The organism is Mycolicibacterium phocaicum (genome assembly GCF_010731115.1).
Classification (GTDB): Bacteria; Actinomycetota; Actinomycetes; order Mycobacteriales; family Mycobacteriaceae; genus Mycobacterium; species Mycobacterium phocaicum.
The window spans coordinates 3,539,227-3,553,737 of record NZ_AP022616.1; the positions used below are offsets into that span (position 1 = coordinate 3,539,227).

Below are 14,511 nucleotides of genomic sequence, written 5' to 3' on the forward strand. Positions count from 1 at the left end.
ACCCCAGCGGCCGACACGAACGATCTCCCCGGTAGAACAAACACATGCGCTACCGGGAGAACATGACGTCGCGGCGACTCGATGGCCGTCAGGCCGCGGTGCTGGCCGCCGCTCTGCTGCTGGCCGGATGTTCGGGTGACAAGCCGCCGGCACAGCCCACCACCTCGACGTCGAGCGCTCCGGCGCAGAGTTCGTCGGCCGCCCCGAGCACGCCCGACGCCGGCGCGCCGCCGTCCCCGACCAGCCGTCAGCTCGACGGCGGCACGTGCCTACAGCTCACCGGCGCGGTGGTGAACCTGATGTCCGGGGCGTCCCCCGACGACGCGAAGGCGGCCGGGGACACCATCAACGGATTCCACCCGCCGGCCGATGTGCAGGCCGCCGTGACGCACTTCGTCAAGACCAACGGCCTGCACAGCAGCGATCCCGACCGCAGCCAGTTCAGCCGCACGCTCAACAACTGGGTTGAGCAGCAGTGCCCGGTGCAGCAGCCGGAGAAGAAACCCAAGTAGCGAAGGTCAGCTACCGGTCCACTGCGGCGCGCGCTTCTCGGCGAAGGCGACCGCGCCCTCACGCGCGTCCTTCGACATGAAGATCGGGCCCAGGATGGCGCCCTGCTTCTCCCACTTCTCCGCGTCGGACCAGTCGGGCGACTCGACGATGATGCGCTTCGTCGCGGCCACGGCCAGCGGGCCGTTGGCCGTGATGCGCTCAGCCAGCGCGAGAGCGGCATCCAGTGCGCCGCCGGGCTCGGTCAGCTCGTTGACCAGACCCAGCTCATGGGCCCGCGTCGCGGTCAGGTTGTCGCCCGTGAGCGCGAGTTCCATGGCGATGGCGTAGGGGATGCGCTGCGGCAGCCGCAGCAACCCGCCACCACCGGCGACCAGACCGCGCTTGACCTCGGGGATACCGAACGCCGACGCGTTGGAGGCGACGATGAGGTCTGCCGACAGCGCCAGCTCGGTGCCGCCCGCCAGCGCGTAACCCTCGACGGCCGCGATCAGCGGCTTGGCCGGCGGACGCTGGGTCAGGCCGAAGCCGCGGCTCGAGATGATGTTCTCGCCCTTGGCGAAGGCCTTGAGATCCATGCCGGCACAGAACGAGCCGCCCGCGCCGGTCAGCACGCCGACCGACAGCCCGGGGTCCTCGTCGAGGCGGTCCGCGGCAGCGGCCAAGCCGTTGCTGCCAAGCCGTTGCTGACCGCTGAGTTGACAGCGTTCTTGGCTTGGGGCCGATTGATGGTGATGATCAGTATGCGGTCGCGCTGTTCGAGGAGGACGGCATCTTCGCTGGTGGCTTCTTCGGTCACGACGGTGATGCTAGCCACAGGGGATTGGCGTCCGGCGGTCAACCAGTGAATAATCGAAAATTAGAACGCGTTCTAGTTTTCGCCGCAGTCAGAGGAGAAACCGTGGCCAAGCTGCCCGAAATCACCAAATTCGACCCGGAGCTGACCGAGAAGGTCATGGGGATTCTCCGCCCGCTGCTGAAGGTGTATCACCGATCCGAGGTCCGCGGATTGGAGAACATTCCCCTCGGCGGCGCGCTGGTGGTGAGCAACCACTCGGGCGGCATGCTGCCCATGGACGTGCCGATCTTCTCATCGCATTTCTACGACAAGTACGGCTACGACCGTCCCGTCTACACCCTCAGCCACGCCATGCTGATGGTCGGCCCGACCGCGGACTTCTTCAAGAAGACCGGCTACATCCTGGCCAGCCACGAGAACGCCGACGAGGCGCTGCGCTCGGGCGGCCTCGTCGTCGTCTTCCCCGGCGGTGACTACGACGTCTACCGGCCGTCGACCGACGCCAACAAGATCGACTTCGACGGTCGCAAGGGCTACGTGAAGGCGGCGATCAACGCCGGCGTGCCGATCGTGCCGATGGTCGGCATCGGCGGCCAGGAGACCCAAATCTTCCTCACCCGCGGCGAGAAGATCGCCAAGGCACTCGGTCCCATCGCACGCGCCGCCCGTGCCAAGGTGGTGCCGCTGTCCATCGGCCTGCCGTTCGGGCTGTCCGCCGTGCTGCCGTTCAACGTGCCGCTGCCGTCGAAGATCGTCATGCAGGTGCTGCCGCCCGTCGATCCCACGGCCATCGCGTTCGAGTCCGGCGATGAGCCCGACATCGACGCGGTCGACGCGCATGTCCGCAAGGTCATGCAGGACGCCCTCGACGAACTCGCCGAAGAGCGTCGCTTCCCGGTACTAGGCTGACCGGCCGTGGGTATCACCGACAAGCTGACCGCAACAGCCGGCCTGGTCAACACCATGGTCCGGGCCGGTGTCATCGCCCCGCTCCGTCCGGACAAATACGTCCGGATCGCCGGCGCCATGGCGCGCGAAAACATGAGCGTCACTTCGGGTTTCGCGAGTTCTGCGCAGCGCTGCGGTAACCGTCCCGGCCTCATCGACGAACTCGGCACACTGACCTTCAGTGAGCTCGACAAGCGGGGCGACGCGTTCGCCGCCGCACTGCAGACGCTGCCCTCGGCCAAGGTCGTCGGCATCATGGCGCGCAACCACCGGGGCTTCGTCGACTCCCTGATCGCGGCCAACCGCATCGGCGCGGATGTGTTGCTGCTCAACACTTCCTTCGCGGGCCCGGCGATGGCCGAGGTCGTGGCCCGCGAGAACGTCGACGTCATCATCTATGACGAAGAGTTCACCGCGACCGTCGATCGTGCTTTGGAAGACCGCACGGGGCGGTCCGAAGTGACCCGGATCGTGGCGTGGACCGACACCGAGGACCACCCACTGACCGTCGAGTCACTCATCATCGACCATCGCGGGCTGCAGCCGCGACGCACGGGCGAGAAGAGCCGCGTGATCCTGCTGACCTCCGGAACCACCGGAACTCCCAAGGGCGCCAAGCATTCCGGCGGTGGCGTGGACGCGCTGAAGGCGATCCTAGACCGCACGCCCTGGCGCACCGAGGAGACGACCGTCGTCGTCGCGCCGATGTTCCACGCCTGGGGCTTCTCGCAACTGGTGTTCGCGGCATCGATGGCCTGCACCGTCGTCACGCGGCGCAAGTTCGACCCGCAGGCCACGCTGGCGCTGGTCGACAAGTACCAGGCGACCGGATTGTGTGTCGTCCCAGTGATGTTCGACCGGATCATGGAGCTGCCGGACCACATCCGCAACCGCTACAGCGGCCGCTCGCTGCGGTTCGCCGCGGCCTCCGGCTCGCGCATGCGTCCCGACGTCGTCACGTCGTTCATGGACCAGTTCGGTGACGTCATCTACAACAACTACAACGCCACCGAGGCCGGCATGATCGCCACCGCGACGCCGGCCGACCTGCGCGCCGCCCCCGATACCGCCGGCCGCCCCGCCGAGGGCACCGAGATCAAGATCCTGGACGGCGACTTCAAGGAGTTGCCGACGGGTGAGGTCGGCACCATCTACGTGCGCAACTCCACGCAGTTCGACGGTTACACCTCCGGTGCCACAAACGATTTCCACCAGGACTACATGTCCTCGGGCGATGTCGGCTATCTCGATGCCGCCGGCCGCCTGTTCGTCGTCGGCCGCGACGACGAGATGATCGTGTCGGGCGGCGAGAACGTCTACCCGATCGAGGTGGAGAAGACGCTGCTGACGCACCCCGAGGTGGCCGAGGCCACCGTGCTGGGTGTCGACGACGAGCAGTACGGCCAGCGGCTGGTGGCGTTCGTCGTGCTGACCGACGGGGCGGAAACCACCGAAGATGCGCTCAAGCAGCACGTGCGCGACAACCTGGCCAATTACAAAGTGCCACGGTCGATTACGGTGCTGGCCGAACTGCCCCGCAACAGCACCGGCAAGATCGACCGCCGCGAGTTGAAGGCGCTGGTCGATGGCGCGTAAACCGGTGACCCTGCTGCGGGCCGTGCTCGGACTCGTCAACGCCACCAACGCGGCCCGCCCGCTCGCGCGGTCCGGAAACCCCGGCATCGTCGCGTTCGCCTATGGCTGGCCCTCCAGTGAAGCGGCCGGATTAATGCTCAGTTCCTCGGTGCTGTCCGCGGTCCGCCGCGGCCGGCGCGGCGATTTCTCGGGCACCGGCGGCCGAATCGCGTTGGTTATCAACGCGATCACCTGGGCCGTCCTGGGATACATCTTCGCCCGGAGCCGGAGCTCGCAGCCGGCGTTCGAGGAGCCCCTGACCGACGTGATCGGTCCGCGCAATCCCGCCGACCCGGGCGTCCCGCGCCTGCCCGGCATCGGACGCACCATGCTGTCACGCCGCAAATACAACAAGGACACCGTCAAGTACGGCCCGCACCGCGCCAACCTGGCCGACATCTGGCGTCGCCCCGACCTGCCGCGCGACGGCAAAGCCCCTGTGCTGCTTCAGGTTCCGGGCGGCGGCTGGATGCTCGGCGATCGTCGGCCGCAGGCCTACCCGCTGATGGGCGCCCTGGCCGACCGCGGCTGGATCTGTGTGTCCATCGGCTACCGCGTCAGCCCGAAACATCAATGGCCGGCACACATCATCGACGTCAAGCAGGCCTTGGCCTGGGTCAAGGAACACATCGCCGAGTACGGCGGCGACCCCGATTTCGTGGCGATCAGCGGCGGCTCGGCGGGCGGTCACCTGTCGTCATTGGCGGCGTTGACTCCCGGGGATCCCCAGTGGCAGCCGGGCTTCGAGGACGCCGACACCTCGGTGGTGGCCGCGGTCCCGGTGTACGGCCGGTACGACTGGTTCGGCTTCGAAGGCCCCGGGCGCGCCGAGATGATGCGGGCCCTCGAGCAGCTGATCATCAAGAAGCGGTTCGCCAACGATTCGCAGGTGTTCCTGGACGCCTCCCCCATCAAGCGGATCGGTCCCGACGCCCCGCCGTTCTTCGTGCTGCACGGCACCAACGACACGTTGATCGACGTCCAGGAGGGACGGGATTTCGTCGCCGCGTTGCGGGCGCAGTCACCGGCGCCGGTGGCGTACGCCGAGATCCCCAACGCGCAGCACGCATTCGACGTGTTCGGCTCGGCACACGGCCGCTACACCGCCGAGGCGATCACGCGGTTCCTCGAGTGGGTGCGGGTCGAGAAGGGGCATGCCGCGAGCAACGTCGCCGTCGGTTGACAGTCACCGTCCGCGTTCTCAGCTCGCGACCGAAGCAGGACCCCATTCGGTCCGCCGCTCTCATCGACATGTCCGATCTGGACCCGTCACCTTGGGCTGACATTGTCACCTTGAATTGACACCGTCAGCCCGAGGTGACGACTCCCAGCCCGAACCCACTTGGAGACAGGTCGCGTCGGTCTCGGGCACACCCAACTTGTCGGACCCGCGACACATACTTTCCGCAATGACCCCGGAAGGTATATGCCATGACTTACGCAGCCGAGCGATTCTGGTGGGAACCACAACAACGCCGTCCGACGCGCGAAGAGATCGACGCCGCCGGCGATGCGTTCCGGAAAGCACACGGCCTCGACGATGATGATGACGATGACTGGTCGTTCGAAGACGAACCACCCGAACCTGACCCGATAGCCGCGGACGTATTCGGCGGCATCAGCCGACGCGCGCTGGCTCAGGCGCGCGACGATCTCGACAGCGCGAAGAAGCAGTACGAGCAGGCCGTGCGTCAGGCCCGCGCCAACGGATGGACCTGGGCCGAGATCGGACGGATCATGGGGGTGTCGCGGCAGGTGCTCCACAAACGATTCCGCAACCGCCCGTCGGACTGAAGAGCGGCCGGGCGCAAACGCTACTGCGCCATGGCGGTCTCGACGACCGTCAGCTCCTCGGAAAGCCCTGCGGCCCTGCGGATCTGCTTGAAGTCCTCGACCATGCCCGCGGTCACCTCGTGCGGATCGTCGGTGGTCGAGCCGTCGGCGAGAACCGAGATGTTGAGCTGGTCGACGTAGCTCCACACCGTGATGTTCAGGCCGCTGCCCGCGGTGAGCGGTCCGACCGAATAGATCTCGGTGACGGTCGCGCCGCCCACCTTGCCGACTTCCCGGGGTCCGGGGACGTTCGAGATGTTGAGGTTCAGCACCTTGTTCTGCCCGTCCTTGTTGGACAGCCGGCGGAACATGGACTCCATCGGCGCCGGCGGCATGTAGGCCGCCCACCGGGCGACGAGCTCCGGGCCGACCAGCTGGTGACTCTCCTTGGCCAGCAGGGCGGCCTCGCGGGCCTGCTGGACGCGCTGCGCAGCGTCGTCGACGTCGACCGGCAGCGCGATCAGCACGCCACTGAATCGGTTGCCGGAGATACGATCCGGCGAGAAGTCGTAGCTCATCGGCACCGATGCCAACAGCGGGTGATCGGCCTTGCCGTCGTACTTCAGCAGCAGCTCGCGCAACGCGCCCGACGACATGGCCAGCACCAGGTCGTTGATGGTGACGCCGAGCTTCTTGCTGGTCTCCTTGACATCCGCGAGCGCCAAAGTGGCTGTGGCGAAACGTCGCTGGGGCGTGATCACGTGGTTCATGAAGCTCGGCGGCGGCGTGAACGGCCGGGTCAGTTCGGGCGACAGCTTGCGGCTGCTCTTGCGTACCCGCGCCATACCGTCGGCGGTGTACTTCACGACGCCGGGGAAGCGTGCGATCTGCCGAAGGTGGTCCGCGAACGCCGACCGGACGAGCTGGCCGCGCGACGGCGCCGGATCCGTCACGTACAGATCATTGTCGCGTTGCGGTCCCTCGGTGATGTCCATACCGAGCGCCAGCAGGTTGGCCGAGGCCACCCCGTCGGCCAACGCGTGATGGATCTTGCCGACCACGGCGACCCGCCCGTTGGCCAGACCTTCGACGAGGTACATCTCCCACAGCGGCCGGCTGCGATCCAGTGGGGTACTGGCGATTTCGCCGATGGCCTCGTCCAGTTCGCGGCGACCACCCGGAGCGGCAACCCGCCACGGCCGCACGTGGTACTCGAGGTCGACCTCGGCGTGCTCGCGCCACATCGGATGGTGGAACTTGAAGGGGATGTCGACGAGTTGGTAGCCGAAGGGCTCCAGCTTGTACAGCCGTTCGCGCAGCACGCGGCGGAATTCGTTGATCCCGAAGGTGCGATCACCGAGGCCGGCCAGGTCGATGACGGCGATCTTGAGGGTGTGCATGTGCACGTTGGGCGTTTCCGAATACAGCAGGAACGCGTCCCACCCACTCAGTCGTTTCACTCGACCTCTCCTGCGCTTCGGGTCGGAACCTCGGCCAGTCGATCGGTCTAGACGACCTCTTCGACACAGTGCAGGTTCTGGTTCCGGCGAACCTCGTCGAGGAACAACCCTATGGCAGTGGCCATCGACCCCGTGCGGGCACCGTCGATCATGTCGAAACCGTGTCCGGCACCGGGCAATTCGATGTAACTGACCGTGGAATCGGACACCGCGCGCAGCTCGTGTACGAAGTCCCGCGCCTGCGCCACCGGGATCACGCTGTCGCCGCTGCCGTGAATGACGAGGAACGGCGGCGCATCGCGGTGCACGCGCGCGATCGGCGACGCCTGCCGGTAGATCTCCGGGTGTTTGTCGATGCGGCGCCGGACCACGACGCGCTCCAGGAAGTCGACGAACTCCTCGCGCTCCTTGGTGGACCGGTCCTCCCAGTCGTACCGGCCGTAGATGCCGACAACGGCGTCGACCGACGTGTCGGCGCCCTCGGGCAGCTCGGTCTGCAGTTCGGGATCGTTGGCCGTCAGACCCGCCAGCGCGGCGAGGTGCCCACCGGCCGAGCCACCGGAGATGGCTATGAAGTCGCGGTCGCCACCGAACTTGTCGACGTTGGCCCGGGCCCACGCGATCGCAGTCTTGACGTCGGTGATGTGTTGCGGCCAACGGTGATTCGGGGCCACGCGGTAGTCGATGGACAGACAGACCCAGCCGTGCTGGGCCAGATGGCTCATCAGGGCATAGCCCTGCAGCAGCCGGCTGCCGTGCACCCAGGCCCCGCCGGGCAGATAGATCAGGACCGGGGCCGGCTCGCTGGGCAGGTCGTCGGCGCGCCAGACGTCCAGCAGTTGCGACGGGCTGTCGCCGTAGCGCACCGACGTGCGGTGCACCTGGCGCCGGTGTTCGCGTGCCCGCCAGAACGGCGGCGTGCGCTCGGGCGCCGGCCATTCGATGTCGAGTTCCTTGGGTGGCACGACGCCCGTCAGCGCGGCGCGGACGACCTCGTTGGTGCAGTCGCGCTCGGCCCGGCGGATCTCGGCGACGCTGGGAGTGAACAGCGCCTTCGACGTCGACGCCCAGAAGCTGGGCACGTGCCGCATGCCCCAGAGGGTCATCGCGGTGGCGCCGCCGAGCGGCTCGAGACTCTTGCCGATCACCGGCAGCGACGCGGCCGCCGTGGCCATCGCCAACAGATGATCGGAGGGCTTGGCTGCCATGAACCAGCGCAGCCTGGTGGCCAGGGAAGGGCCGTGAACATCATTGTTCGGTCGAGCCGTCATTTCGCGAGCGTACACCGGGCTGACCACGCGGTTTCGGGGCCACGGCAAGTTCGCGGTCACAGTTCGGCGACTGCCGATCTGTGAAGTGCATCACAGCTGACCAGGGCCTATTCGAAGTCGTACCGTCGTGCTTACAGTCGAGCGATGGGTACCTCAGCGCTGGCGATCACCGACGACCACAACGACCTCGCGGACTCAGCGGCGGGACTGCTGCACCGGCTCGGTAGCCGGGCCGCCGCCCGCGCCACGCTCGAGGGTGGGCCGTCGCATCCGGCCGGCTTCTGGACGGCCGCGGCCGATCTGGGGTGGCAGGGCCTGGCGATCCCCGAGGCGTACGGTGGCTCCGGTTTCGGGCTGCCCGAGCTGGCGGTGGTGCTCGAGGCGCAGGGCCGCGAATTGTGCCCCGGGCCGTTCCTGCCGACCGTCGCCGCCGGCGTCGTCATCGACCGGTGCGGAACCGAGGAGCTGCGCGCGGCGCTGCTGCCCGGGCTGGCCGACGGCAGCACCGTCGCCGCCCTGGGTTTGTCGGGCCACGTTCACATCACCGGCCACACCGTGTTCGGCGAGAGCCCCACGGTGCTGGGCGCGCCCGATGCCGCGCTTCTGGTCCTGGTCGCCGGTGACGACTTGGTGGTCGTCGACGCCCAGGCCAACGGAGTCACCGTCACCCCGCTGGCCGGGGCTGACACCACGCGCAGCATCGGCTCGGTGACGCTGGACCAGGTCGAGGCCATCGCCGTCATCCGCGATGCAGCCATCAAGGCGCACAACGCTTTTCGCATTCTGGCCGCCGCCGAAGCCGTCGGGATCAGCTGGGCGGCGCTGGAGATGGCCGTCGAGTACGCCAAGGTGCGCGAGCAGTTCGGCCGCACCATCGGCACGTTCCAGGCCGTCAAACACCATGCCGCCAACATGCTGGTGGCGGCCGAACTCACCACCGCCGCCGCATGGGACGCGGCACGCGCCGACGATCTGGACGACACCTGGTTCGGCGCGGCCGTGGCCGCCACCCAGGCGATGCACAGCCAGGTCTTCAACGCGGAGAACAACATTCAGCTGCACGGCGGCATCGGCTTCACCTGGGAGCACGACGCGCACCTGTACCTGCGCCGGGCCCTCACACTGTCCGCATTGACGGGAGACGGCGCCGACCCGCTGGCCGATGTGGTCGACGGGCAGCGCACCGGCCGGGCCCACGGCGCGTCGTTCGCACTGCCCGAGGAAGCGGCCGAATATCGCACCGCCGCCCGCGACGCCGTCGCCACCCTGCGGTCGTTGACGGAAGACAAGAAGCGCGACTTTCTCGTCGATTCCGGCTATCTGGTGCCGCACTGGCCCAAGCCGTGGGGCCGGGACGCGGGCGTGCTGGAGCAGTTGGTGATCGAGGAGGAGTTCCGCGATGTGGAGCGGCCCGACCTGGGCATCACCGGCTGGGTGACGCTGACCATCGCGCAGGCCGGCACCGACGACCAGCGTGAGCGCTGGGTATACCCGGTACTGCGTGGCGAGATCATGTGGTGCCAGCTGTTCTCCGAACCCGAGGCCGGCTCGGACGCCGCCGCGGTGCGCACCAGCGCCAAGAAGGTCGACGGCGGCTGGCTGGTGACCGGGCAGAAGGTGTGGACCAGCCTGGCCCAGTACTGCCAGTGGGGCCTGGCCACCGTCCGCACCGATCCCGACGCCCCCAAGCACGCCGGCGTCACGATGATGGCGATCGACATGAAGGCGCCCGGCGTGACCGTCAACCCCCTCAAGGGCCTGACCGGCAACGCCCACTTCAACGAGGTGTTCTTCGACGACGTGTTCGTCCCGGACGCCGACGTCATCGGTGACGTCAACAAGGGCTGGCTGGTGGCGCGCGCGACGCTGGGGAACGAGCGCCTGTCGATCGGTGGCGGCTCCGGCGCGCAGTCCGGCTTCAGCGCGGACGATCTGATCGCCCTGCTGGACGCGGCCCCGCCGGAACTCGCGGCCGGGCTGCGCGACCGGGCCGGCGCCGTGATCGCCGAGGGACACACCCTGCGGCTGCTGAATCTGCGCCGGATCAGCCGGGCCATCGCGGGCACCGGCCCGGGGCCCGAGGGCAACGTCACAAAACTCGTGGTGGCCGAACAGGGGCAGCGCCAGACCGAGCTGGGCATGAAGCTGGCCGGCGCCGCGGCCGTGACCGGGCAAACTCCCGCGCTCACCCAGGCCTACCTGGGCTACCGCGCCATGACCATCGCCGGCGGCACCTCGGAGATCACCCGGAACACCATCGCCGAACGCATTCTCGGCCTGCCCCGTGATCCTTTGCTCAAGTAGGCGCTCACCCGTCACGAGTCGGTAGAGACTCGGTGGAGATAGCTGCGCCAAGCTGCGCCGATCGGCCAGATATGTTACGCTAGGCACCGATGAGTGTGCTATCGGTCAAGTTCGGGACGCAGCGCCGCGCTTTGCTAGCGGCTTTGCTGTGCGCCCAACTGATCGCCGGCGTGGTCACCGTGGCCGCTGTCGGCCCGTCCGCGGGCGGCGCGACCGACGACGACCACACCGACGCCGTCTTCCGCAGCGCGAACGCCGGCAGCTGCCTGACCTGGCAACCTGAGCCGCCACAGCGCCCCGCGTTCGTCCAGTGCAGCAGCCCGCACCTGTTCGAGGTCGTCAACGCCGTCCCGGGAGACGGCGACCAGGAATCCTGCGCGGTGTCGGGACGCCGGTACCTCGGATCGCACTACGACCCGAACGGCCGATTCGCGTACGGCCTGCTGCGCTCGGTGGGCGAGGGTTCCGGGTCCCGCATCTCGCTGTGCGGACTGCAACTGCCCGGCCCGAACGGCGCGCAGCTGCCGTTCCGCGGGCTCGTCGCCGAACAGGACCAGTCACGGGTATGGCCGCCGGGCACCTGCCTGGGAGCCGACATGAAGGGCGGGCAGACGGACCTGGTGCCCGTGGACTGCGCCGAACCGCACTCGGTCGAGGCCGTCGGCCCCATCGACCTCGACGCACACTTCCACGACGGCCCGCCGCCCTCGGATGCCGAGCAGGAAGAGGTACTGCGGCCCGCCTGCGTCACGATGGCCACCGCGTATCTGGCGCCAAAGACCCTGTCCGGCAGCGCATTGACCCTGAACCACCGACCGATCGGGCCGGCCAGCTGGTCCGCCGGCAGCCACCAGGTGCTCTGCGCCCTGGCGCCGCGCACACCCGGCCCGATGACCGGAAGCGTCAAGGCCCCCGGCGGCGCCACCGCAGTACCCGCTCCCGTGGCCGCGCATCCGGTCGCACCGCCCCCGCCGGCTACGACGACGACCGTCGCGCCGACGAGCAGCGCGCCGACCACCGCCGCGGCCCCGAGTACGGCAGCGGCACCGTCTTCGTCTTCGTCGGCGACATCGACTGCGTCGTCAGCGGCGTCGGTGGCCCAAACCGCCGAGGCGCCAAGCGCTTCCGTCACCGATACCACCGCGCCGCCGGCAGCCCCGGCGTCGCCCGTCGACAACCCGGCCCACGTACCGCAGGCGCCCCCGGCCGAACCGGCACCACCCGCCGAGCCGGCCCCGCCGTCGCACGTGCTCGAGATCCCGGGCATGGCCCCGATCACCCTGCCCTGGGCCCCGCCCCCGCTGTAAGGCCCGCGCCGAGACTGACCACAGGGCGATTTTCGGGCAGGTTTTCCGCCACCCGGTCAGTTTCGCGAAGGTTATCCACAGGGTGCGTCGACTGACGGTGGCGTCGCCGCAGAATCACCGGGCACACTGCCGACGTGGGGGAGCCATTCATCGGCAGTGAAGCAGTGGCGGCGGGTCGCCTGACCCGTCATCAGCTGCGGATGAATTTCGTTGCAGTCCACAAGGATGTTTACGTCCCGAGGGGAACACGACCAACCGCGATCATCCGAGCGAAGGCCGCATGGCTGCGCTCCCACCGCACGGGCGTTCTCGCGGGATTCTCAGCGGCGGCAATGCACGGAGCCAGGTATATCGATCCGTCCTTGCCCGCCAACATCATTGGCAGTCCCTGTCGACCGACGCGCGGCATCGTGGTGTGGGCCGACAGCACCGAGGCCGATGAGGTGTGCGATATCGGCGAACTGCGCCTGACCACTGCCGCCCGCACCGCGGTCGACCTGGCACGCAAGTTCCCTGAAGACGTCGCGGTCGCCGCCATCGATGCACTGGCGCGTGCGACGAAACTGACGGTCGCTGATATCGAACTGGCCGCGCAGCGTCGAGCCGGTCAGCGCGGGATCCGGCAGGCGCGGAAGGCCATCGCACTGGTTGACCCGAAAGCAGAGTCGCCCCGGGAAACCGCCTTGCGACTGCTGATTGTTCGCGCTGGATTCCCACCGCCCGAAAGTCAGCATCCGATCTGCAACGAATTCTCCGTGCTGATCGGAGTTGTCGATTTCGCCTGGCCGGAGTTGAAGGTCGCGGTCGAATACGAGGGCCGGCACCACATGGACCCAGATCAGGTCCGCAAAGACATCGCCCGGATCGAGGAGATGATCGAGATGAGCTGGCTCGTCATCCGCGTCACTTCGCGTGATTCTGCCGGTGTGGTGCTCCGCAGAATTGCCCATGCCCGCAAGTCACGAGGAGCGGTGGACCACGTAGAACTCAGGACGGGCGGGGCGGAGCCTTCGTGGCGGTCCGCCTCGTGAGCCGATCCGCACCGAGACTGACCACAGGGCGATTTCCGGGCAGGTTTTCCGCCACCCAGTCAGTTTCGCGGCCGTTGATGGCCAGGACGCCTAGCGCACCGCGGCCTCCAGATCCGTCAGCGAGTCTTCGAGGTGGCCCAGCAGGCGCTGCAGGTGCGGCACGCTGTGCCGGCAGCCGACCAGGCCGAAGTCGAGGTTGTCGCCGTTGTTGACCAGCGTGATGTTGAGCGCCTGGCCGTCCAGGGCGATCGACAGCGGGTAATTCCCGTCGAGCCGGGCGCCCTTCCAGTACATCGGCACGCGTGGTCCCGGCACGTTCGAGATGACGATGTTGAACGGCGGCGGGGTGGCATCGACGAAACCCGGTACCGCGGACAGCGCGATCGGGGACAGCAGCAGCGCCGACAGGGCCATCGACTCCGTCTTTGACAGCCCGGAGAACACCTGCTTGTTGCCGCGCATCGAGTCGGCGATGGTCTGCAGCCGCGTCGCCGGATCCTTGACGTCGGTGGCGAGGTTGCACAGGATCGCGCCGACCTGGTTGCCGCCGGCGTCGGCGTCTGCCTCGGACCGCAGGCTCACCGGGACCATCGCGATCAGCGGGGCGTCGGGCAGGGCACCCTGCTCCAGCAGATAGGCGCGCAAGGCGCCGGAGCACATGGCCAGCACGACGTCGTTGACAGTGACGCCGCCGGCGGCCTGCTTGACGGCCTTGATGCGGGCGATCGGCCAGGACTGGGCCGCCACCCGTCGGGCGCCGCCGATCTTGACGTTGAACATCGTCTTCGGCGCACTGAAGGTCCGGGTCAGGTTCTGCTCCAGTAGCACGGCGCGGGCCACCCGGAAGGTCGACGGCGCGATACCGGCCGCCGCACCGACGGCGCCCGCCGCCGAACCGATCAGGGATTGGCCCTGTTTCGGCGTGCGCCTGCGGGACGGCAGGTCCCACGGCACCCGCACCTCCTGCTCGGCCGGGTCGTCGGACAGCGTGCGCATCGCCATCCGCAGCGCGGAGACGCCGTCGAGCAGCGCGTGGTGGGCCTTCGAGTAGATGGCGAACCGGCCGTCCTCCAGACCCTCGACGAGGTACGTCTCCCACAGCGGGCGGTGCCGGTCCAACAGGCTGGTGTGCAGCCGCCCGCACAGGTCGAGCAGCTCGCGAACCCGGCCCGGTGACGGCAGCGCCGAGCGACGCAGGTGGTAGTCGACGTCGACCTCGTCGTCATACGCCCAGCCGAAGCTGGCTATGCCGCCCAGGATCCGCGCCGGGCGTTTGCGATAGGTGGGGTTGAAGTTGGTGTGCGCCAACATGTCCCGGTACAGGTCATGGATGAACTCGGGGCCGGATCCCTCGGGCGGGGTGAACAGCTGCAGGCCGCCGACGTGCATCGGATGCTCCCGCGATTCACCGAGCAGGAACATGGCATCGGTTGGCGACATGATCTCCACCCGCCAAGTAAACCCCGAATCGGC

11 protein-coding genes and 1 pseudogene are annotated in these 14,511 nt (G+C 68.2%); 8 read left to right on the plus strand and 4 right to left on the minus strand.

Features of this window, described 5'->3' with window-relative positions:
• The first annotated feature begins 44 nt into the window (after nucleotides 1-44).
• Entirely contained in the window at nucleotides 45-512 is a 468-nt protein-coding gene (locus tag G6N46_RS17055) for a hypothetical protein (RefSeq protein ID WP_138247633.1), read from the plus strand.
• Nucleotides 513-518: 6 nt separating this feature from the next.
• Here G6N46_RS17055 and G6N46_RS17060 read toward each other — a convergent pair.
• Nucleotides 519-1,318 (minus strand): annotated as a pseudogene (locus G6N46_RS17060) (crotonase/enoyl-CoA hydratase family protein).
• 147 nt (nucleotides 1,319-1,465) lie between these two features.
• Between G6N46_RS17060 and G6N46_RS17065 the strand changes: the two are divergent.
• The 4 genes from G6N46_RS17065 (at nucleotide 1,466) to G6N46_RS28355 (ending at nucleotide 5,686) form a co-directional block, all read left to right on the plus strand.
• A complete protein-coding gene (locus G6N46_RS17065) occupies nucleotides 1,466-2,218 on the plus strand; it encodes a lysophospholipid acyltransferase family protein (protein WP_234785509.1) in 753 nt (250 codons plus the stop codon).
• Nucleotides 2,219-2,224: 6 nt separating this feature from the next.
• Nucleotides 2,225-3,853 (plus strand): acyl-CoA ligase FadD12, encoded by a 1,629-nt coding sequence (fadD12, locus tag G6N46_RS17070; RefSeq protein ID WP_138247631.1) that lies wholly within the window; start codon nucleotides 2,225-2,227, stop codon nucleotides 3,851-3,853.
• On the plus strand, nucleotides 3,843-5,075 hold the full coding sequence (locus G6N46_RS17075; RefSeq protein ID WP_138247630.1) for an alpha/beta hydrolase: 1,233 nt from the start codon (nucleotides 3,843-3,845) through the stop codon (nucleotides 5,073-5,075). Before fadD12 ends, G6N46_RS17075 begins: the two co-directional genes overlap by 11 nt.
• 248 nt (nucleotides 5,076-5,323) lie before the next feature.
• Complete coding sequence (locus G6N46_RS28355) at nucleotides 5,324-5,686, plus strand: hypothetical protein (RefSeq protein WP_138247629.1); 363 nt, start codon at nucleotides 5,324-5,326, stop codon at nucleotides 5,684-5,686.
• 20 nt (nucleotides 5,687-5,706) lie between these two features.
• Here G6N46_RS28355 and G6N46_RS17085 read toward each other — a convergent pair whose 3' ends face one another.
• Nucleotides 5,707-7,125: a WS/DGAT/MGAT family O-acyltransferase gene (locus G6N46_RS17085; RefSeq protein WP_064861105.1), complete on the minus strand. Its 1,419-nt coding sequence runs from the start codon at nucleotides 7,123-7,125 to the stop codon at nucleotides 5,707-5,709.
• A 47-nt stretch (nucleotides 7,126-7,172) separates the two neighbouring features.
• Entirely contained in the window at nucleotides 7,173-8,396 is a 1,224-nt protein-coding gene (locus tag G6N46_RS17090) for an alpha/beta hydrolase (protein ID WP_135357742.1), read from the minus strand.
• Nucleotides 8,397-8,540: 144 nt separating this feature from the next.
• Here G6N46_RS17090 and G6N46_RS17095 point away from each other — a divergent pair, with 144 nt between their 5' ends.
• From G6N46_RS17095 to G6N46_RS17105, 3 genes are all read left to right on the plus strand, one after another.
• Entirely contained in the window at nucleotides 8,541-10,700 is a 2,160-nt protein-coding gene (locus tag G6N46_RS17095; RefSeq protein ID WP_135357743.1) for an acyl-CoA dehydrogenase family protein, read from the plus strand.
• Nucleotides 10,701-10,789: 89 nt separating this feature from the next.
• A complete protein-coding gene (locus G6N46_RS28940; RefSeq protein ID WP_138247628.1) occupies nucleotides 10,790-12,007 on the plus strand; it encodes a septum formation family protein in 1,218 nt (405 codons plus the stop codon).
• 134 nt (nucleotides 12,008-12,141) lie between these two features.
• Nucleotides 12,142-13,038, plus strand: a complete 897-nt coding sequence (locus G6N46_RS17105; RefSeq protein WP_234880479.1) for a PDDEXK family nuclease — start codon at nucleotides 12,142-12,144, stop codon at nucleotides 13,036-13,038.
• Nucleotides 13,039-13,128: 90 nt separating this feature from the next.
• Here G6N46_RS17105 and G6N46_RS17110 read toward each other — a convergent pair whose 3' ends face one another.
• Nucleotides 13,129-14,487, minus strand: a complete 1,359-nt coding sequence (locus G6N46_RS17110) for a WS/DGAT/MGAT family O-acyltransferase (RefSeq protein WP_138247627.1) — start codon at nucleotides 14,485-14,487, stop codon at nucleotides 13,129-13,131.
• Between the last annotated feature and the right edge of the window lie 24 nt (nucleotides 14,488-14,511).

Excerpts from the sequence above, each read along its gene's own strand:
- G6N46_RS17055 (WP_138247633.1), top strand. The coding sequence starts at position 45 with ATGCGCTACCGGGAGAACATGACGTCGCGGCGACTCGATGGCCGTCAG.
- G6N46_RS17065 (WP_234785509.1), top strand. The coding sequence starts at position 1,466 with ATGGGGATTCTCCGCCCGCTGCTGAAGGTGTATCACCGATCCGAGGTC.
- G6N46_RS17075 (WP_138247630.1), top strand. The coding sequence starts at position 3,843 with ATGGCGCGTAAACCGGTGACCCTGCTGCGGGCCGTGCTCGGACTCGTC.
- G6N46_RS28355 (WP_138247629.1), top strand. The coding sequence starts at position 5,324 with ATGACTTACGCAGCCGAGCGATTCTGGTGGGAACCACAACAACGCCGT.
- G6N46_RS17090 (WP_135357742.1), bottom strand. The coding sequence starts at position 8,396 with ATGACGGCTCGACCGAACAATGATGTTCACGGCCCTTCCCTGGCCACC.
- G6N46_RS17095 (WP_135357743.1), top strand. The coding sequence starts at position 8,541 with ATGGGTACCTCAGCGCTGGCGATCACCGACGACCACAACGACCTCGCG.
- G6N46_RS28940 (WP_138247628.1), top strand. The coding sequence starts at position 10,790 with ATGAGTGTGCTATCGGTCAAGTTCGGGACGCAGCGCCGCGCTTTGCTA.